Origin of the sequence: Psychrobacter proteolyticus, assembly GCF_038155145.1 — a bacterium.
Classification (GTDB): Bacteria; Pseudomonadota; Gammaproteobacteria; order Pseudomonadales; family Moraxellaceae; genus Psychrobacter; species Psychrobacter proteolyticus_B.
The window spans coordinates 290163-308319 of record NZ_JBAKAY010000003.1 but is presented as its reverse complement, the minus strand read 5'-3'; the positions used below and the strand labels follow the sequence as shown (position 1 = coordinate 308319).

General features: G+C 44.1%; 17 protein-coding genes. 7 read left to right on the top strand and 10 right to left on the bottom strand.

Annotated elements, in window-relative coordinates; all coding sequences use genetic code 11:
• Window positions 1-30: 30 nt before the first annotated feature.
• The 6 genes from V6252_RS05665 to mrdA form a co-directional block, all read right to left on the bottom strand.
• Entirely contained in the window at window positions 31-1116 is a 1086-nt protein-coding gene (locus V6252_RS05665) for a tryptophan--tRNA ligase (RefSeq protein WP_341609688.1), read from the bottom strand.
• A gap of 108 nt (window positions 1117-1224) precedes the next feature.
• The gene (locus V6252_RS05660) at window positions 1225-2313 is read right to left on the bottom strand and encodes a lipid A biosynthesis acyltransferase (RefSeq protein ID WP_341609687.1); all 1089 of its coding nucleotides are present in this window, start codon (window positions 2311-2313) and stop codon (window positions 1225-1227) included.
• A 332-nt stretch (window positions 2314-2645) separates the two neighbouring features.
• Window positions 2646-3032, bottom strand: coding sequence for a 30S ribosomal protein S9 (gene rpsI / locus V6252_RS05655; RefSeq protein WP_021813618.1), 387 nt, complete (start codon window positions 3030-3032; stop codon window positions 2646-2648).
• Window positions 3033-3042: 10 nt separating this feature from the next.
• Window positions 3043-3471: a 50S ribosomal protein L13 gene (gene rplM, locus V6252_RS05650; RefSeq protein ID WP_057761004.1), complete on the bottom strand. Its 429-nt coding sequence runs from the start codon at window positions 3469-3471 to the stop codon at window positions 3043-3045.
• Between the two features lie 210 nt (window positions 3472-3681).
• Entirely contained in the window at window positions 3682-4368 is a 687-nt protein-coding gene (gene rsmD / locus V6252_RS05645) for a 16S rRNA (guanine(966)-N(2))-methyltransferase RsmD (RefSeq protein WP_341609686.1), read from the bottom strand.
• Between the two features lie 99 nt (window positions 4369-4467).
• Complete coding sequence (gene mrdA, locus V6252_RS05640) at window positions 4468-6453, bottom strand: penicillin-binding protein 2 (RefSeq protein WP_165597007.1); 1986 nt, start codon at window positions 6451-6453, stop codon at window positions 4468-4470.
• 493 nt (window positions 6454-6946) lie between these two features.
• On the opposite strand from mrdA, the gene V6252_RS05635 reads away from it, so the two are divergent.
• The 6 genes from V6252_RS05635 (at window position 6947) to adk (ending at window position 14096) form a co-directional block, all read left to right on the top strand.
• On the top strand, window positions 6947-8281 hold the full coding sequence (locus tag V6252_RS05635) for a hypothetical protein (RefSeq protein WP_341609685.1): 1335 nt from the start codon (window positions 6947-6949) through the stop codon (window positions 8279-8281).
• 280 nt (window positions 8282-8561) lie between these two features.
• Window positions 8562-10592: a heme lyase CcmF/NrfE family subunit gene (locus V6252_RS05630; RefSeq protein WP_341609684.1), complete on the top strand. Its 2031-nt coding sequence runs from the start codon at window positions 8562-8564 to the stop codon at window positions 10590-10592.
• 1 nt (window position 10593) lies between these two features.
• Window positions 10594-11271 carry a DsbE family thiol:disulfide interchange protein gene (locus V6252_RS05625; protein WP_298807161.1) on the top strand — a complete coding sequence of 226 codons (678 nt, stop codon included), beginning with the start codon at window positions 10594-10596 and terminating at the stop codon, window positions 11269-11271.
• Entirely contained in the window at window positions 11268-11825 is a 558-nt protein-coding gene (locus tag V6252_RS05620) for a cytochrome c-type biogenesis protein (RefSeq protein WP_298807163.1), read from the top strand. The genes V6252_RS05625 and V6252_RS05620 overlap by 4 nt, the downstream gene beginning before the upstream one ends.
• Window positions 11822-13102, top strand: coding sequence for a c-type cytochrome biogenesis protein CcmI (gene ccmI, locus V6252_RS05615; RefSeq protein ID WP_341609683.1), 1281 nt, complete (start codon window positions 11822-11824; stop codon window positions 13100-13102). The genes V6252_RS05620 and ccmI overlap by 4 nt, the downstream gene beginning before the upstream one ends.
• Before the next feature lie 340 nt (window positions 13103-13442).
• Complete coding sequence (adk, locus tag V6252_RS05610; protein ID WP_180952604.1) at window positions 13443-14096, top strand: adenylate kinase; 654 nt, start codon at window positions 13443-13445, stop codon at window positions 14094-14096.
• 192 nt (window positions 14097-14288) lie between these two features.
• Here the strand turns inward: adk and secB are convergent, their stop codons facing one another.
• From secB to rsgA, 4 genes are all read right to left on the bottom strand, one after another.
• The gene (gene secB, locus V6252_RS05605) at window positions 14289-14741 is read right to left on the bottom strand and encodes a protein-export chaperone SecB (protein ID WP_057760989.1); all 453 of its coding nucleotides are present in this window, start codon (window positions 14739-14741) and stop codon (window positions 14289-14291) included.
• A 192-nt stretch (window positions 14742-14933) separates the two neighbouring features.
• Window positions 14934-15197, bottom strand: coding sequence for a glutaredoxin 3 (gene grxC, locus V6252_RS05600; RefSeq protein WP_021813631.1), 264 nt, complete (start codon window positions 15195-15197; stop codon window positions 14934-14936).
• Between the two features lie 343 nt (window positions 15198-15540).
• Window positions 15541-15996 carry a rhodanese-like domain-containing protein gene (locus V6252_RS05595; RefSeq protein WP_057760987.1) on the bottom strand — a complete coding sequence of 152 codons (456 nt, stop codon included), beginning with the start codon at window positions 15994-15996 and terminating at the stop codon, window positions 15541-15543.
• 221 nt (window positions 15997-16217) lie between these two features.
• A complete protein-coding gene (gene rsgA, locus V6252_RS05590) occupies window positions 16218-17321 on the bottom strand; it encodes a ribosome small subunit-dependent GTPase A (protein ID WP_341609682.1) in 1104 nt (367 codons plus the stop codon).
• A 230-nt stretch (window positions 17322-17551) separates the two neighbouring features.
• Between rsgA and orn the strand changes: the two genes are divergently transcribed.
• Window positions 17552-18139: an oligoribonuclease gene (gene orn / locus V6252_RS05585; protein ID WP_057760984.1), complete on the top strand. Its 588-nt coding sequence runs from the start codon at window positions 17552-17554 to the stop codon at window positions 18137-18139.
• Window positions 18140-18157: the final 18 nt, after the last annotated feature.

Below are 18157 nucleotides of genomic sequence, written 5' to 3'. Positions count from 1 at the left end.
GCGCCAGTGAAACGACTATTCCAGCAACGATTATTTAAGCTTAGCAAGCGGGCGGATACCGATAGCACGGCGAGCCTTATCTAATTGCTTGCGACTATGACGACGGGCTTTATTCGCACCCATCTGCAATATTTCTTCTAGCTCTTTTGGATTGGCCATTAGCTCTTCGTAACGTGCACGGAATGGCGCGACTTCATCATTAATCTTGTCAAATAAGGCTTGCTTAGCGTCACCCCAGCCAATACCAGCGGCATAACGCGCACGCATATCAGCAATCTCTTCAGCGGTGGCAAATGCTTTATAAATCTCAAAGATAGCTGAATCATCAGGATCTTTTGGCTCATCAGGTAGCTGTGAGTTAGTCACAATTTTCATAATAGCTTTATGCATCTGTTTTTCAGGACTGACTTGCGGGTTTGGCTCACCGAATAGGGGAATCGTATTGCTATAGCTCTTACTCATCTTGCGGCCATCAAGCCCAGTAAGCAGCGGTATATCGTTATCAACGACTGCTGACGGTAGCGTGAAAAGCGACTTATAACGATGATTAAAAGTACCCGCGATATCACGCGCCATCTCGATATGCTGCACTTGGTCACGACCAACAGGCACGTGGGTCGCATTAAACATCAAGATATCAGCCGCCATTAGCACGGGATAACCAAACAGACCCATGGTGACACCTTGATCAGGATCGACATCGGCTTTTTCTGTGTTGATATCAACGGCTGCTTTATAGGCATGGGCGCGGTTCATCAAACCTTTGGCACATGAGCAGTTCAAAATCCAAGCAAGTTCTGGAATTTCAGGCACGTCTGACTGACGGTAGAACGTAACACGCTCAGGGTCTAGACCACAAGCAATCCACGTAGCGGCAATGGCTCTCGTCGATTCATGAATAATAGCAGGGTCATAGCAGCCGATGATACCATGGTAGTCTGCCAAAAAGAAAAACGCTTCGTGATCACTATTTTGAATAGACTCAATCGCTGGACGAATCGCGCCAACATAGTTACCTAAGTGTGGAATGCCAGTCGGCTTGATACCCGTCAAGATGCGCTTGGCTTCGGTTGAAGTATCAGAAGTTTGATTGTCAGGAGTACTGTTATTGCTCATGGAAAATCCGTTATTTTGTTTATCAAATTATTATCAGTGCATAGCTAAAATGCAAAATATTAGCCGCAAAGTATAGCAAACTTCACCAGTATTTTTGGGAATAAAGGCTTACTTATAGATATCGGTACGACCGTTTGGCCCATGTTTAAAACGACGGTGGAACCACATCCACTGAGTGGGATCAATACGAATGAGTCCTTCTAAAACTTCATTGACCCGAGTAGCATCAGCGACTTCATCTTTACTTGGGTAATTGTCTAATTCTGGCGTAATTGTTAAATGATAATGGGGACGTTTACCACGCGGCAAGTTGTCAGGTGTCTGCCGATAAGTATGCAGTGCCATAACAGCTGGTGGCTTTTCTTTGCTACCCAGTTTTGCCATACGACGCGATGCAGTAATCGTCGCAGCAGGTACACCGAAGAATGGCGCCATGACACCTTGCTTGAGACCATAGTCTTGGTCAGGAGAATACCAAATGACGTGTCCTGCTTTGATAGAGGTAACTAAGCTTCGCATATCACGACTAGAGATTTGCTTACCAAATATATTGGTACGACCATTATAAATAAACCAGTCTAATAAAGGATTGTTTTGCGTACGATACATACAGTCTACAGGGAAAAACTGCGCACATAATAGGCCACCCAAATCTAGCATCGTATAATGTGCACCGAGCAGGATAACTGGCCGCTGCTCATTTTGCGCATTAACAATATGCTGTAAACCAGAAATGGATACAGTTCTAGTAAATATATTTGGCCTGAACCAAGCGCATAACGTTTCAAACACACCAATGCCTTGATTAACAAATACTTGCTTGGCCATTAATTCACGTTCAGCTTCGGGCTTTTCTGGAAATGCCAACTTCAGGTTAATTAACGTATCGCGTCTACGTGAACCAGCAGCTTTATAAATCAACATACCAAGCTTACGACCTAGCCAAAACTGCCAACGTAACGGCAGATATATCATCGGTAGCATTATTAAGAATAATAACCAAATGCCCCAATTCTTAGGTGATAAAAACTGCCACTGAAATGGCTTGTTATCTGCTTGCGCTGTACGCTTATGATTTTGGGTAATTGTCGGTGTGCCAGCCGGTATCGCAGGCGACTTAGCCGACTGTTTCATGCTAGGCGGCACGCTGCTATTGGCAGATGGCTTGCTAGGGTCGAATTGTTCTGGCGCTTTCATAATATCCTTCTGCGGCACGGTTTGAGGCATCATGGCTAATAATAAAAAGTTACTGATATGATGGGGTAGCGTTTAATGCTTTGCAAGTTAGAATTTCTACAGACGCTCTACTTTGTAGTGTCGAAACAAGGTGCTCATTTTGATTATCACCGTAAAACAAAGCTAGCTTAATGAAGACAATCAGATAGTTAACGCGCTATCAGTAGACATAAAAAAACCTTATAAGCTGTGACCAGCTTATAAGGTTTTGCAAAACCAGACTCTTATTTAACTTTGCTACTGAAGCTCTGAGAAAAAGACAACAGCAGCAAAAATATAAGAGAGAGTTTTGATTAACGTTTTGAGAACTGTGGACGTTTACGTGCTTTACGTAGACCCAGTTTCTTACGTTCAACTTGACGTGAATCACGAGTAACAAAACCAGCTGCTTTTAGGGCAGGCTTCAAAGTTTCGTCAGCTTCGATTAATGCGCGTGTGATGCCGTGGCGGATTGCGCCAGCTTGACCACTAATACCACCGCCTGCAACAGTTACATATAAGTCATATGCGTTAGCAGAGTCTAGTAGTTCTAATGGCTGACGTACAACCATGCGTGAAGTTTCACGGCTGAAGTATTCGTCAAGTGGCTTACCGTTAACAACGATACTACCAGTACCTTTTGATAAAAATACACGAGCAGTAGACGTCTTGCGGCGACCAGTTCCGTAATTGCGTTCCATAAGTATATCCTTAGATGTCTAGTTCTTTAGGTTGCTGTGCAGTATGTGGATGATCAGTACCCGCATAAAGTTTCAGCTTCTTGATCATCGCATAGCCAAGAGGGCCCTTTGGAAGCATACCCTTAACTGCTTTGTGTAGAACATCTTCAGGCTTATGTGCAAGCAACTTATTGAAGTTGGTTTCTTTAATACCACCTGGGTAGCCACTGTGACGATAGTACTTTTTGTCTTGTGCTTTTTTACCCGTTACCGTGATTTTGTCAGCATTGATGACAACAATAAAGTCACCAGTATCAACGTGCGGAGTAAAAGAAGGCTTGTGCTTGCCACGTAAGCGAGTTGCGATTTGAGTGGCTAAGCGACCAAGGGTTTTGCCGTCAGCATCTACGACATACCAGTCATGGGTCACTTCAGCTGGTTTTGCACTAAGTGTTTTCATGATAAAACCTTAAAATTAGAATTCGTTGAGAGTTTAGCTGGGAACGGGGCTCTCAAAAAACAGACTGCACATTATAAGCAGTAGCGCCTACGCTTGCAAGCTGCATTGGGGTTTATTTTCGCCTTATATACATTAAACTGCAGCGTCGGCCAGTTTTTAGCGGTTCTAAACATTTGTAAAATACGTTAACGGCTTTCATTAACCCGACAATTATGACGATGATAGACGATAAAGTCCAGCAACAACTTGTCCGACTTTGGTTTGTTTCAAACATTCAAAAGCGATTGGTTGCTGAGTAACGCTTGATTGAGGGTCTAAATTCTCATTTAGCGACGCTTCCAATTGCTTAAGCTGTACTGACAAATCTTTATCAGCTTCTAAATAAATCAGTGTTTCAGTATTTATTAAGGCATTGGTAATAAGCGTAGTCAAAATAGGCTGCCATAAATCCTGAGCATAAGGTGGGTCGATAAATACAATGTCAAAGGGGCGCGCAGTCAGCTGCTCTTGACGCAATACTTGCTCAGCAGTGCCAGTGATGATTTGATAAGCAGTAGTCTCAAGGCGTAATTGCTCAGCACTCTGACGTAGCATGTTACTTTGTGCTGGATTGATTTCGATAAATGTTGTGTGGGCAGCGCCGCGAGATAGCGCTTCAAACCCTAGTACGCCACTGCCAGCACAGCTATCGAGCACATGGGCATCATGAATTTCAGCGAGTAGCCAGTTAAATAAAGTCTCCCGCAAGCGATCTGGGGTCGGGCGCAGGCCATCTGCATCGATAAAACTTACAATACGGCGCTTAAACTGACCACCGATAATGCGCACATCACCCGCTGCCGCACTTTTCGTTTTACGGTTATTCTTTGGTGCGCGTCCATTTGAGGCTTTTTTCATTATCGTGTCTCGCTTACCAATTCTGTGCTAGGTTTTACTTTACTAAGTCTTATTTCACTAGGTTTTGCTTTTTATACTATTAACTACTTAAACGTCTAGTTACTCAGACGTCGCTGCTGCCGCTTCGGCTTCCGCGGCTTCTTTTTCTTCTAACGCTTTTGCTTCTTTATCGCGAATGGCATCACGCATCGCTTTTTCAAAAGCCTTTTGGCGTTTAATAACTTTTAGCTCATCAGCAGAAGGTGGCAGCACAGGATCTGTTTTACGTTGTAATACCCAGTAATCAAATAGAGCACGGCCAATAGGTGCTGCAACAGCACTACCACCGCCGCCATTTTCGACCAATACTGCGAGGGCAATCTGCGGGTCTTCTACTGGGGCAAAACCATTAAACCAAGCATGATCCCAGTGGCGCTTATCGATTGCCGACTTGTCATAGCGTTTGCCCTGCGCGATAGATTTCACCTGTGCAGTACCTGTTTTACCAGCGATACGATAGCGCGGGGTATAGATGCCGCGTCCTGTACCGTTTTCTACCACGCTTTCCATCGCATCATGCATGCGCAACCAGTCAGACGGTTTACCGTTATAGTCGATTTTGCCATCTGGCTTAGTAATGATTTTGACGTCCGCAGCGCCGTCACTGCTCTTTAATAAATGCGGAGTAATGTGCTGACCTTTACTGGCAGTCATGGCCGTAGCATTGGCAATCTGTAATGGTGTTGCCAAGAAATACCCTTGTCCAATACTGACCGAGATGGTTTCGCCCGGTAGCCAATCTTTATCGTAAGTGTCTTTTTTCCATTTTGGCGATGGCATGATGCCTGATTTTTCATTAGGTAAATCAATACCAGTATCCTCACCAAAACCAAAGCGTACCATCCAATCGTGCAGACGCTGAATACCCATTTCATAAGCCAACTTATAATAATAAGTATCGACCGACATCGCGATGGATTTTTTCAGATCTACCGTGCCATGACCGCCACGTTTCCAATCGCGGAATCGATGGCTGTCACCTGGTAAACTAAAGTAGCCAGGGTCATAGATAGTGCTGTTCCAATCACGTAGACCATAATGAATACCGCCCAAACCCTCAAATGGCTTGATAGTAGAGCCAGGTGGGTAGGTACCTTGTAGTGCACGGTTATAAAGTGGCTGATCCAAATCTTCACGCAGATCGTCGTAATCTTTAAAAGAGATACCCGATATAAAAGGGTTAGGGTCGTAGCTTGGATTACTAACAAATGCCAAGACGTCACCGTTTTTGGGATCTATCGCAACGATTGCACCGCGGCGTCCATCGAGCTGCTGCTGGGCGATGGTTTGCAGACCATAATCCAAGCTCAACGTAATATCGTTACCCGCTATCGGCGGCTTGGTATCCAGTTGACGTAAGATATTACCATGTGCGTCTGTTTCTACCGATTGATAACCCGGTTGCCCAAGCAAAATATCTTCATAGTAGTCTTCAATACCGATTTTACCAATCAAGTCAGTACCAGCGTAACGGTCTTTATCAATACGCTTTGACTCTTTGTCATTGATACGTCCGACATAGCCGATGACATGGGCAAACAGCTCATCATAAGGATAAGAGCGTGTAAGTTTGCTTTGGATAGAGACCCCGCGGAAGAATGGCTTGCGTTCACTAAACTGAGCCAACTGTGCTTCTGTTAAGTCAATCTTAATCGTTACCGGGTCATTTTTATTTTTACTTAGACGCGCCAAGATATCAGTGATATCTGTATCGGTTAAATCAAAAATCGGCGCAAGCAGATGCAACGTGCGCTCAGGATTTTCGACTTCATCAGGGCTGAGCATCGCTGTAAAGACTGGCTGATTGTCTGCCAGTATTACCCCGTTACGATCATAGATATACCCACGACTAGGCGGCGCAGATATCAGTTTGATACGGTTGTTATCGGCTTGCGTGGTGTACTGATCATGAGCGTAGACTTGCAAATACCCATAACGTGTTATCAAACCGCCCAAACCAATCAATATTATAATCCCAAAGATGATAATACGATTGGTAAAGGTACTGTTGACCTGTTCGGTATTGGGAGTTATCGGTTTATTCATAGAAGATCAGAGCCCAAACGGTCAGTGAGTCAATAAAAGAAAAATAAGAGGGCAGGTTGGTTAACCAAAGTGCGGTGAGTCTAAAAGATAATGCAAATGGTTTCAATCACATAGAAGGGTATGGTGTGAAATCGTCATGCAGTCATTTATACGCAGGTAGTCCTTGTTATTGCACTACAAATTATAACAGAACAAATGAGCAGGCGCAGTACTCAGTCATATATTTTGTCTTGTTTATCTACTGACCAAGAACTGGCTTATATTTAGGTTTTTATCGGTTAACAGACGATATGGACCATGTCATCTTTAGTCACAACTTGCCGCTGGTCTATATGTGCTAATAAATGGCAAGTATGCTAAAATCAGGCGATTTATTTTATAGTAGTTATTATGGGCGGAGCGTCTTTTGAAACGTTCTCATTTTGCTAGAGTTTCGTTATCAGTAGCGATAATATTAGCAACGACAATCAATCTGTCAGGGACTAGATAAGTCATGGACGTAAATTCATTATGGCAGACGATAGCTGAACACCCAGAGTTTTTTGCCATGCTGACCATCCCACCAGTGACGGCATTCGTCACTTGGGTACATGTGTGGATGGCGCTCAAGATGCTGTTCTATCCGGTCAAGTTCTGGGGTATTCGTATTCCTAACTTCCCATTTTTTGGGCTGCCCGGTATCGGTTGGCAAGGTATCGTGCCGCGCAAAGCGGGCAAGATATCAGGAGTTATCGTTGACCAGACGCTCTCAAAACTCGGTTCACTTGATGAGTTTTTTAAGGCGATGGAACCTGAGCAAATGGCGATATTTGTCACTGATACGGTGGACAAAAACCTTGAGCCATTGATTGATGAGATTATGCTGGATCACTCGCCAGCATTATGGGGCAATCTACCTTACGCCCTAAAGCGCCGTGTTTATGCGCAAGCCCATAAAGAGCTACCTAGTATTATGCAGTCGCTGGTGACAGATTTGACTTATCATGTCGAAGACTTGGTCGATATGCGCAAAATGATTGTCAACACCATGGAAAACGATCGTCGCCTGATGGTCAATATGTTTCTAAAGGTCGGGCAAAAAGAGATCGATTTTATCTGGCACATCAGTGCTTTGATTGGTCTGGTATTTGGTATTATCCAGATGTTTATATTTTTGGTGGTGCCGCAGCATTGGACCGTACCGTTCTTTGCCGCGATTTGGGGTTTTCTCACCAATTGGATTGCCATTTGGATGGTGTTTAATCCAGTAGAGCCGCACTTTATACCTTATTTGAAGCTGTTTTCGGTGCAGAGTCGCTTTCCATTTATCAAACCCGTCGTACCGCATATCGCAAAGTATCGTTTACAAGGCGGCTTTATGAAGCGCCAAGAGGAAGTTTCTGAGGTTTTTGCTGAGATTGTGGTAAAGGATTTGGTCACTCTAGAAAACATCATGAATGAGATGATGTATGGTGATCGCTCAGCACAAACCCGTGATTTGATGAAATCGCATCTATATACGGTGCTAGAGTCACCAGTGATTAGCACGACATTACGTGTGGGGTTGGGACGCCGCGATTATGGGCAACTTAAAAATACCATTATTGACAAATCTATTGTCGCAACGATGGTGCCACTGCGAGATCCTGAGCTAAATGAAAGTCGAGCCAGTAAGATATTTGGTCTGTTTCGCGATAGAATACGTGCGCTCACGCCAAATGAGTTTCAGAACCTGTTGCGTCCCGCTTTCCGAGAGGATGAGATGACGTTGATTGTTTTGGGCGGTTTGACTGGTTTTCTAGCAGGTTGGTTGCATTTAGTGTTAGTATTTTTCCCCTCGATGCAATAATGCATTAATAAGTATTTTTAATTAGTCATGAACGGCTGTATTGAATAAGCTTTGAATAACTAAAAAATGTAAAATTAGCAACAGATAAGCATTTTGTATCAATCATTCATATTGATACGTCACAATGATAGTAGCGGGTTTTATGTGCTTTTACAGCAATTGAAACCTCAGTTTTTAACCGTAAACTATGACCGCATAAAGGACTATTAGCGTTTGCCAGTGGCTAGCAATGCCATCGGTGAACCCTTAATTGTATCCAAGGTAAACAAGGTTAGACCGTATGTTAATCACAGAATTGGGTTATTTTGCCTTGCTGGCCGCTTTTATATTGGCGATTTTGCAGGTGGTACTACCAACCATTGGCGTCATGCGTGACCACGTCGCTTGGCAGCGTTTGGCGCCAAGTCTGGCATGGGCACAATTTGCGGCAATGATTACCTCATTTGCTGCACTGATGGCAGGCTTTTATTACAACGATTTTAGTCTCGTCTATGTCACTCAGCATTCCAATACATTGCTGCCTTGGTACTACAAGCTGTCGGCGACGTGGGGCGGTCATGAAGGCTCGCTGCTGCTTTGGATGACCATCATGGCCACTTGGTGCGCGCTGGTCTCTTACTTCAGTCGTGGATTGCCTTTATCGATGCGTGCGCGAGTGCTGGTGATACTGGCAGGCGTGCAGATGATGATGCTGGCGATGCTAATCTTTACCTCATCGCCATTTGATCGCACATTACCCAATCTACCTGTTGATGGCGCGGATCTAAACCCTGTATTACAAGATTTTGGTCTGATTATTCACCCACCGATGCTTTATATGGGCTACGTGGGCATGGTTGTGCCATTTGCGTTTTGTATGGCAGCACTGTGGGAAGGGCGTTTGGATGCGGTATGGACACGTTGGTCGCGTCCATGGGCATTGGCTGCTTGGGGTTTCTTAACAGTCGGTATCGCGCTTGGCTCGTGGTGGGCTTATTATGAGCTTGGCTGGGGCGGTTGGTGGTTCTGGGATCCAGTAGAGAACGCCTCATTGATGCCGTGGTTAGCTGGGACGGCGCTCTTGCATTCACTTGCTGTCACCGAAAAACGCGGTGTATTTAAAGCATGGACGATTATGCTCGCAATCTTTGCTTTTGCGCTTAGTCTGCTTGGTACGTTCTTAGTACGTTCAGGTGTCATCACCTCAGTGCATTCATTTGCCGCTGATCCAACGCGTGGCCTAGTGATTCTAGTTATCCTAGGTATCATCGTCGGCGGTGGTCTGTTGATGTTTGCTGTACGTGGTTGGCGTTTGACGGTCGAGAGTCAGTATCGACTTATCTCACGTGAATCATTTTTGGTAATTAATAACGTTATTATTCTCATTTCAACCTTAGTGGTACTACTTGGTACGCTATACCCTATTATTGCTGATGCCTTTAACTTAGGTCAGGTATCTGTTGGCCCTCCGTATTTCAACGCTCTATTTGTGCCGTTGACATGGCTACTACTGGTGGCGATGGGTATGGGCTCTAATATTCGCTGGAAACAAGACAGCCGCCCGTTATTGGGTGCTGGCATGGTCATTGCGGTGAGCAGTTTGGTATTGGCTGCCATTATCACCTATTTTGCCAGTCCATCAGCGATGCTAAATATCGGTGTCACATTGGCCGTGAGCTTTTGGGTGTTGTTATGGATGGTTGTCGATTTCAAAGACAAGACCAAAAATGCACCAAGTCGTTTAAATGGCTTACGTCAGTTACGTCTGAGTTATTGGGGTCAGCAAACCGCTCATATTGGCGTCATCATTGCGGTCATCGGCGTGGCATTTACCACTACGTTGAGCATTGAGCGCGATGTGGCATTAGGGCCTAATGACAGTGTCAACGTGCAAGGCTATGACTTTACGGTAAAAGGCTTTAGTGAAGTAAAAGGCAGTAACTTTGACGCTACGCAAGCAGAAGTAACAGTCAGTAAAGACGGTCAAGAAGTGACCACGTTATATCCTGAAAAACGTAACTATATTATCAGTATGATGCCGATGACGGAGGCTGCGATTGATGCCAATCTGATGCGCGATGTGTACGTAGCACTTGGTGAGCCAATTGCTGAAGATAGCAATGAATGGGCTTTCCGTATCTATGTCAAACCGCTGATCCGCTGGATATGGTTGGGTGCACTTATCATGGCTTTCGGTGCATTGCTCAGCATGCTAGACAATCGTTACCGTATCAAAAAAACCAAAACACCTGCGCAAATCGCGGCCAAAAAATCAGGCTTTGCGACGGTTGCGGATTTGGATACGTCAGCTACAAAGATAGGGGAGCGTTAATATGACTACCTCAAACAATGAACCTGATAAAAAAGCTCAGCAAGAGGTTGTCAACGACCCTAAAGTTGCGGGCAGCAATAAAGTAAAAACTAAGAAAAAACTAAAAATTGGGTTTTTGATTCCGCTGGTTATCTTTATTGGTTTGGTTGCTATGCTCTATATGCGTTTGGGTAAACCGACGGATATCGTGACCAATACAGCGCTTGAGCGTCCAGTACCTGCCTTTGAGTTGCCATTGTTATCAGATACCAGTCGTATCATGACCAATGACAACTTGCCAGATAAGCCATTCCTCATGAATATTTGGGGCTCTTGGTGTCCAACTTGTATCATTGAGCATCCTTTTTTGATGAAGTTAGAAGAGCGCGGTGTTAACTTGGTGGGCGTAAACTACAAAGATGATATTGGAGATGCATTAGGGTATCTTAATCGCGGTGGCGACCCGTTCTCTATGTCTATTCAAGACTTGTCAGGGCAGTTCGCTCTTGACTTAGGTCTGACTGGTGCGCCTGAGACTTTCATCGTCGATGGTGATGGGATTATTCGTCAGCATATCATCGGTGAGATCAATGAGAGCAATTGGCAAAGTCGTATCACGCCTTGCTTGATGGTACTCAACGACGCTAGTAATAATGGGGTCAGTCCAGATCCGAGCCAAGTTGCGGAGGCGTGCAAATGATAGCCTACCAAATAAGAAATGCAACCATAAAGCTAGCAAGCTTGTTAATTGCTTGTCTATTCAGTATGGCCAGTTTTGCTGCCATTGATGTCTATGATTTTGATTCTGTGCAACAAGAAGCTCAGTACCGTGGTCTCATTGAAGAGCTGCGCTGCCCGAAATGTCAAAACCAAAATTTGGCAGGGTCTGATGCACCAATTGCGCAAGACTTAAAGCAAAAAACCTATGATTTGATAAAAGATGGTCGTAGTGATGGCGAGATTCGAGCCTATATGCAAGAGCGTTATGGCGACTTTATCAGTTATAAGCCGCCAGTACGCCCTTCAACATGGATTTTATGGTTTTTCCCACCATTATTATTGATCGTTTTATTGGTCGGTTGGTTTTGGCAAAGTAAACGCCGTCAGCTTGTCGCCAGCGGCGAGAGTGGTTTAGCAGTAGACAACCATGTCAAAGCGTTGTCTGCCGCTGAAAAAGCAGAACTTGATCGCTTATTGTCACGAGTCAATAACGATGACAAAGACGACACTACAAGCCTTGGGGGCAAAAAATGACCATATTTTCTACTGTTGGCTTATTTATTGCGCTAAGTTTACTTGTCGCTCTACTATTGGGCATTATCACCATTAAGCCGTGGTTAAGAGCACCGCGTTCGCATAGTAAGCCTATGGACAATCAATTGCTGGATATCAACGTTGCTGTGTTTCGTGAGCGACTAGCAGAGCTGAAAACAGACAAAGACAGTGGTATCATTGATGACCATCACTATCAAAACCAGAAGCTTGAGCTTGAGCGTCAGCTTTTGGATGCTCAACGTGAAGTGTCACCGATGGTCACGCCTGGTATCAAAAGCCGATTAATTATTATGGTTTGGGTACCTGTATTAACGGCCATGGCATATCTCATGGTTGGTGATCGCACACCTGTATTTGAGCTGTGGGCTGCCGAGGACAAAGTCGGTCAAGTGGCAGATGACTTACTGACAGGTAGAATCGATCAGCCACCTGCTTGGGCAATTGAAGATGGTAATCAGCTGATCAGTGCTATGCAGACTAACGTCTATCGTCATGCCAGTGACTACAATCGCTGGATGCGCCTATCAGAGCTGTTCTTGTCATTAGAGGCGACTGATTCGGCACTAGAAGCGTTGTCGCGCGCTTATCGTCTATCACCTGATAACGAAGAGATTGCGACCACTTATGCGCAGATCAGTTTCTTTGCTAATAAGGGTCAGTTAGATGCCAATAGCCGCCGAGTGTTAGAAAACATACTGGCCACAAATCCAGAGCATGAAGGCGCACAGATGCTTATGGCGATGGGTGAGGCTCGTGCTAGTAACTTCGATCAAGCGCAAGGCTGGATTAAACGTCTGCGTGACAGTATCGCGGCCAAACCAGGCGATCATACGCAAGCGCTATCAAGTCTAGATGAGCTTAGCGCTAATGTGGTGATGCAGCAGCAGCAAGCCTCTGAAGGCGTCGAAGTAACAGTCAAAATAAATGCTAGTCTGTTACCATTGGTAAAAGCTGACGATACACTGTTTGTGGCGATACGTGATGTGAAAGGTGGTCCACCATTTGCCGCGAAGCGTCTACCAATTAGCAATATCAAACAAGGTGAAGCGGTTATTAGTCTAAGTGATCTTGATGCTATGATGCCAGAGCGTACCCTAGGATCGGCTCGTTCTGATAAAGTACAGCTAGCGGTCATCGCTCGTATCAGCCATAGTGGCAATGCTACCGCAGAGTCAGGCGACCTCTCAGGCAATCCAGTGGTAATCAGTGCAGAACAAAATCAGGTCAACGTGGAGATTAATCAACAAGTGCCATAGTCATAGTAGTCATATAAGTACTGGACGCTAATGGTATTTATTATACAGACGCTGTTGCTCAGTACGGACGCGAGCAGCAGTGCTATGATTGTTCTAATTTTATAAAGATGTGAAGTGAAGATGACCAAGATATATAAATGGGCATTTTAAACGCAGTCAATGCTGCTGCTTTTTATCTTGAATTGACCATGTATGAACAGATAAGTCATGCCAACTTGTCACATCAATAATGAAAATACTTGAGCTTTGCAGGGCCACAAGGTAAGGTAGCTTTGCAAACAACTAATCCCAGAGTTTTATTAATCCCAAAATCCTATCTATTAAGGAGAGTCGTGTAATGATGCGTATTATTTTACTAGGACCACCAGGCGCCGGTAAAGGTACCCAAGCCCAGTTTATTTCTAAAGAATATGATATTCCACAGATCTCAACTGGCGACATGCTACGTGCAGCAATTAAAGAAGGTAGCGAGCTTGGCAAAAAAGCCAAAGATATCATGAATGCTGGTGGTTTGGTTTCTGATGACCTCATTATCAACCTAGTGAAAGAGCGTATCGCTAAGCCTGATTGTGTGAATGGTTGTATCCTAGATGGTTTCCCGCGCACTATTCCTCAAGCGCAAGCACTTGCAGACGCTGATGTTGCTATCGACCACGTTATCGAAATCAGTGTACCTGATGACGAAATCGTGAGCCGTTTGTCTGGCCGTCGTCAGCATCCAGGTTCAGGTCGTGTTTATCATGTCGATCACAATCCACCAAAGGTTGAAGGTATCGATGACGTCACTGGTGAAGCGCTTATCCAGCGTGAAGATGACCAAGAAGCGACTATCCGTGACCGTCTATCTACTTATCATGAGCAAACGTCAGCATTGGTTGGTTTTTACCAAGACAAAGCTAAAGAAGGCGATGATGCACCTAACTATGATAAGTTTGATGGTACGCAAGGTATCGATGACGTTAAGCAGCAAATCTTGTCTGCACTAAAAGGCTAATTATCGAGGTTAGCTAATTGATTTAGCCAGTCGATGTAGTCGTTGAAGACCCTGTTTAATAGCAGGGTTTTTTTATGGCTGATTATTTTATGCCTTATAAAAAACACCCACAAAAAAACCGCTTACTCATTATAAGTAAACGGTCTTTTGTCAAATATACGACTGATAAAGCCCATATATTTTAATTAATGCTTATGCGTTACCTTGAGCATCAACTTGTGCTTGCTGTTGGCTCTGTGCATACGCTTGATCAAAGTTCACAGGTGCTAGTAGCAATTGTGGGAAGCTACCGCGTGTCACGATGTCGCTGATGACTTCACGAGCATATGGGAACAACACATTAGGGCAGTATGCGCCTAGGATTTGACCGATTTGATCTTCTGGAATATCTTTTAGTAAGAAGATACCTGCTTGATGCACTTCAGCGATAAATGCTGCTTCTTCCGCATTTTTGGCAGTAACGCTCACAGTTAGGATGATTTGATAATGATCGTCATCTAGTTTTTCAGCGTTACTAGACAAATTGATATCAAGCTCTGGGTTCCACTCTTTGGTGAATACGCTAGCGCCTGGGACTTCAAGTGACATGTCTTTTACATAGATGCGTTCTAGTGCCAATTGTGGTTGTGCTTGTTCTTCAGCCATGGTAAATCCTCTAAAATTAAATCAAATGATTGGGCAAATCGTCATTTTAATAAACGTTCATTGTAATATAAATCGAGACTATTTTTTGGTATTGTCTCGATATTTTTTATCATTACTTCTTACTACTCTATTAAAACGTGCCACTGTCTATCTTTACATAAATAAAGACAGACAGTAAAGAAAGGTAGCAGATTAACCTGCCAATAGCTCGTCAAGTTTGCCTTGCTGGTTCATTTGGTTAAGTTCATCAAAACCACCGACAAAGGTTTCACCAACGAAGATTTGCGGCACAGTGCGGTAATTATTGGTTTTTTTCATTAACGCTTGACGCTCTTCGCTGCTCATATCGTGCATGCCGATTTCTTCATAATCAACACCTTTGGTTTTTAGTAGTTGTTTGGCGTTTGAGCAGTATGGGCAGATAGGGGTAGTGTAAACTTTTACAGATACAGTCATGGTAAATCCTTATTTATAAATTTATGGGATAACAAACGTATTATGGAGAGCATAATAAATTATCATAGTCTAAGCGTTGGTATAGTCTGTTATCAATGAGTAAAGTAAAAATGCACTCGGTGATGCTCATTACTAAAGTGGGGATGGGCACAACAAATTCAAGCCGTTTTGGCTCAAAACGTATTTTAGTGCTATAAAACATGATAAATAGAATATAAAAAATAAACCACAAAAAAAGACACCCAATAAAGAGGTGTCTTTTTTATATAGCGTCAGTCAGGTCACATAGACATCAGCTAAGCGATTTGTACAAACGCTTCACTTAAGCGCCTATACAGGTCTGTTACTTGCTTAGACTTGGTTTTGTTTTACCTTTAGCCTTTGCTTTGGCGTCTTTTACACCAACCAACGGCATGCCAGCGCCTTGCCAGCCGCCAATACCGCCTTCTAAGCGATAGACACTATCTTTACCAATCATCTGAATCGCAGCGCCTGCTTGGACGCCCATGTCACAGATGATAATCACTGGCTGCTCAATCGCGCGAATCTCTTCTAAGCGGTCTTTGAGGTCAGTGAACGGTATGTTGCGGCTGCCCTGAATATAGCCTGATTCAAACTTCTTCTTAGCGCGAATATCGATAAGTTGCGCGTTTTGAGAATTGACCATCATGCCAAGCGTGTTAGGCGATATTTTTCTACCGCTACGTTTGTTTTCAATCGTAAAAAACAGTATAGCAAGTACGGCTAATATACCAAATAAAAACGGGTGGTTGCCCACAAATTCCAGCGCACGATCCAAACCATACCTCCAAAAAAATAAGTGTTCTATTAAGCTGAGAAGACAGCCCAATGATAATGAACAAGGCGCTATTATACCGATAAGGCCATCTATAGTAAACGGGCGATGACACGGGCAGTAATTGAGCGGTTATTGCACCTATCTATGGATCTTCTCAGCCTAATAAAAATATCTACTCACAAGACCGTGTTTAATTAAAGCGAACAGTAACAAGCCAAATACTAATAAGGCTTAGTATCTGCCTCTTCTCGTAGCGTGACGAGATTTTCAACGCGGCGCTGCAATACTTCACCATCAGCTACGGCTTGCCATAGTGCACAGCCTTTGCTGTTGTGAGTATGGCGACAGTCACGGAATTGGCAGTCACCGGCTAATGGTGCTAGCTCAACGAAGCCTGAAATAATATCATCAGGAGTAAGGTGCCAAATACCATATTCACGAATCCCTGGTGTATCGACGATACCGCCTTGGGTGAGGTCTTTTGGGTTAAATGGCAGCAGTCGACTGGTCGTCGTGGTGTGCTGACCGAGCTTAGAGTTTTGTGAGATGATATTGACGCTCTGTCCAGAGTCAGGCAGAAGGGCATTGATTAGACTGCTTTTGCCGACGCCAGATTGACCCGCGAAGATGACCAGCTTTTTATCTATATAGCGTTTTAGTTCATCAAGGCCTTCTTGCTCATCGCTCTCAGCGATATTTTCAGGGCAATCGACTGAAGTCAGAACGCTTTCATAACCAAGCGCGGCATACTGTGCCAATAATTCATTGGTGTCCACGCCGTTCTCTTCTGCCAATAAATCGGCTTTGTTGAGTACTAATAATGGTTTGACACCTGCATGATGGCATACCACGAGATAGCGATCGATCAGCGTTGGCGCGGCGGCAGGCAATGGCGCAAAAACAATCGCCAAAATATCGACATTGGCGGCAACAGGTTTGAGCTTATGATAGCGGTCAGGACGAGAAACCAGCGATGTACGCGGTTTGACCGCTTCGATACGTCCAAAGCCAGTATTAGAATCGGCATTCCAGCGTACTTGATCGCCAGCAGCTAGCATCGGTAGATTGGTACGCACATGACAGCGCCAGATATCATTCAATTCAAGCGTTTGCCAAAACGGCTCAGGATCATCAGGCGCAATCTCTGGCTGCTCAGGTATGACAGCTGGCAGGCTAGTGACTTGTACTTCTAGTTGCTTACCGTAATGCGCCATGACCACGCCATCCATCAAACTGTCATCAATACTATCTTGATTGGACAGTTGCTGCTTGTCGATGCGACGAATCTGTTGTTTAGTCAGTTTGCGTTGCCGGATTAATGCCATGGGTTTTTGACCTATTATAAAAATATTGCTAAGTGTAGCGTGAAAATTTGCTAACATACAGCCTAAAGCGTCTGCGGCAGACAGTGGTTTTGTAATATTTTGGCTGATTGTTAAATTTTTTGAATCAATCAGTGCATTGCAATGCTGCCTGAATATGAGTATTCAACCGCAATACGTTTTTTAAATTATGTTTAAAACTGTCCCAAAATTTAATGACCATAGGATATTGTATGACTACCGGTGACCATCCCAATAAGATTAAAATCAAAAATCAAGGCAAAAAAGGGCTGGTATGGATTGATTTAGAAATGACCGGACTTGATACCTTAAACGATGAGATTATCGAGATTGCTACTGTCGTTACTGACGAAGATTTGAATGTACTTGCTGAAGGACCTGTGTTTGCGATCAAGGTATCAGATCAAGTCTTAAATAAGATGGATGACTGGAATACCAAGCAGCATGGTCAATCAGGATTGGTCGATCGTGTGCGCCGTAGTACGGTGACATTGGCAGAAGCCGAAGCGGAGACCATCAAGTTCCTAAACAAATGGGTTGATAGTGGTAAGTCGCCAATGTGTGGTAACTCTATTTGCCAAGATCGTCGATTTATGGCGCGCCAAATGCCAGAGCTTGAGCGATTCTTCCATTATCGCAATCTTGACGTGTCATCAATTAAAGAGCTTTGTTTCCGCTGGCGTCCTGATATCTTAAAGAATTTCGAAAAAGGTGGCAGTCATTTAGCCTTAGATGATATTCGTGACTCTATCCGTGAGCTAAAGCATTACCGTCAGCATTTCTTTAAGCTAATACCTTAAATAGCTTATCGCTTGCTA

Excerpts from the sequence above, each read along its gene's own strand:
- V6252_RS05665 (WP_341609688.1), bottom strand. The coding sequence starts at position 1,116 with ATGAGCAATAACAGTACTCCTGACAATCAAACTTCTGATACTTCAACC.
- V6252_RS05660 (WP_341609687.1), bottom strand. The coding sequence starts at position 2,313 with ATGAAAGCGCCAGAACAATTCGACCCTAGCAAGCCATCTGCCAATAGC.
- rpsI (WP_021813618.1), bottom strand. The coding sequence starts at position 3,032 with ATGGAACGCAATTACGGAACTGGTCGCCGCAAGACGTCTACTGCTCGT.
- rplM (WP_057761004.1), bottom strand. The coding sequence starts at position 3,471 with ATGAAAACACTTAGTGCAAAACCAGCTGAAGTGACCCATGACTGGTAT.
- rsmD (WP_341609686.1), bottom strand. The coding sequence starts at position 4,368 with ATGAAAAAAGCCTCAAATGGACGCGCACCAAAGAATAACCGTAAAACG.
- mrdA (WP_165597007.1), bottom strand. The coding sequence starts at position 6,453 with ATGAATAAACCGATAACTCCCAATACCGAACAGGTCAACAGTACCTTT.
- V6252_RS05635 (WP_341609685.1), top strand. The coding sequence starts at position 6,947 with ATGGACGTAAATTCATTATGGCAGACGATAGCTGAACACCCAGAGTTT.
- V6252_RS05630 (WP_341609684.1), top strand. The coding sequence starts at position 8,562 with ATGTTAATCACAGAATTGGGTTATTTTGCCTTGCTGGCCGCTTTTATA.
- V6252_RS05625 (WP_298807161.1), top strand. The coding sequence starts at position 10,594 with ATGACTACCTCAAACAATGAACCTGATAAAAAAGCTCAGCAAGAGGTT.
- V6252_RS05620 (WP_298807163.1), top strand. The coding sequence starts at position 11,268 with ATGATAGCCTACCAAATAAGAAATGCAACCATAAAGCTAGCAAGCTTG.
- ccmI (WP_341609683.1), top strand. The coding sequence starts at position 11,822 with ATGACCATATTTTCTACTGTTGGCTTATTTATTGCGCTAAGTTTACTT.
- adk (WP_180952604.1), top strand. The coding sequence starts at position 13,443 with ATGCGTATTATTTTACTAGGACCACCAGGCGCCGGTAAAGGTACCCAA.
- secB (WP_057760989.1), bottom strand. The coding sequence starts at position 14,741 with ATGGCTGAAGAACAAGCACAACCACAATTGGCACTAGAACGCATCTAT.
- grxC (WP_021813631.1), bottom strand. The coding sequence starts at position 15,197 with ATGACTGTATCTGTAAAAGTTTACACTACCCCTATCTGCCCATACTGC.
- rsgA (WP_341609682.1), bottom strand. The coding sequence starts at position 17,321 with ATGGCATTAATCCGGCAACGCAAACTGACTAAACAACAGATTCGTCGC.
- orn (WP_057760984.1), top strand. The coding sequence starts at position 17,552 with ATGACTACCGGTGACCATCCCAATAAGATTAAAATCAAAAATCAAGGC.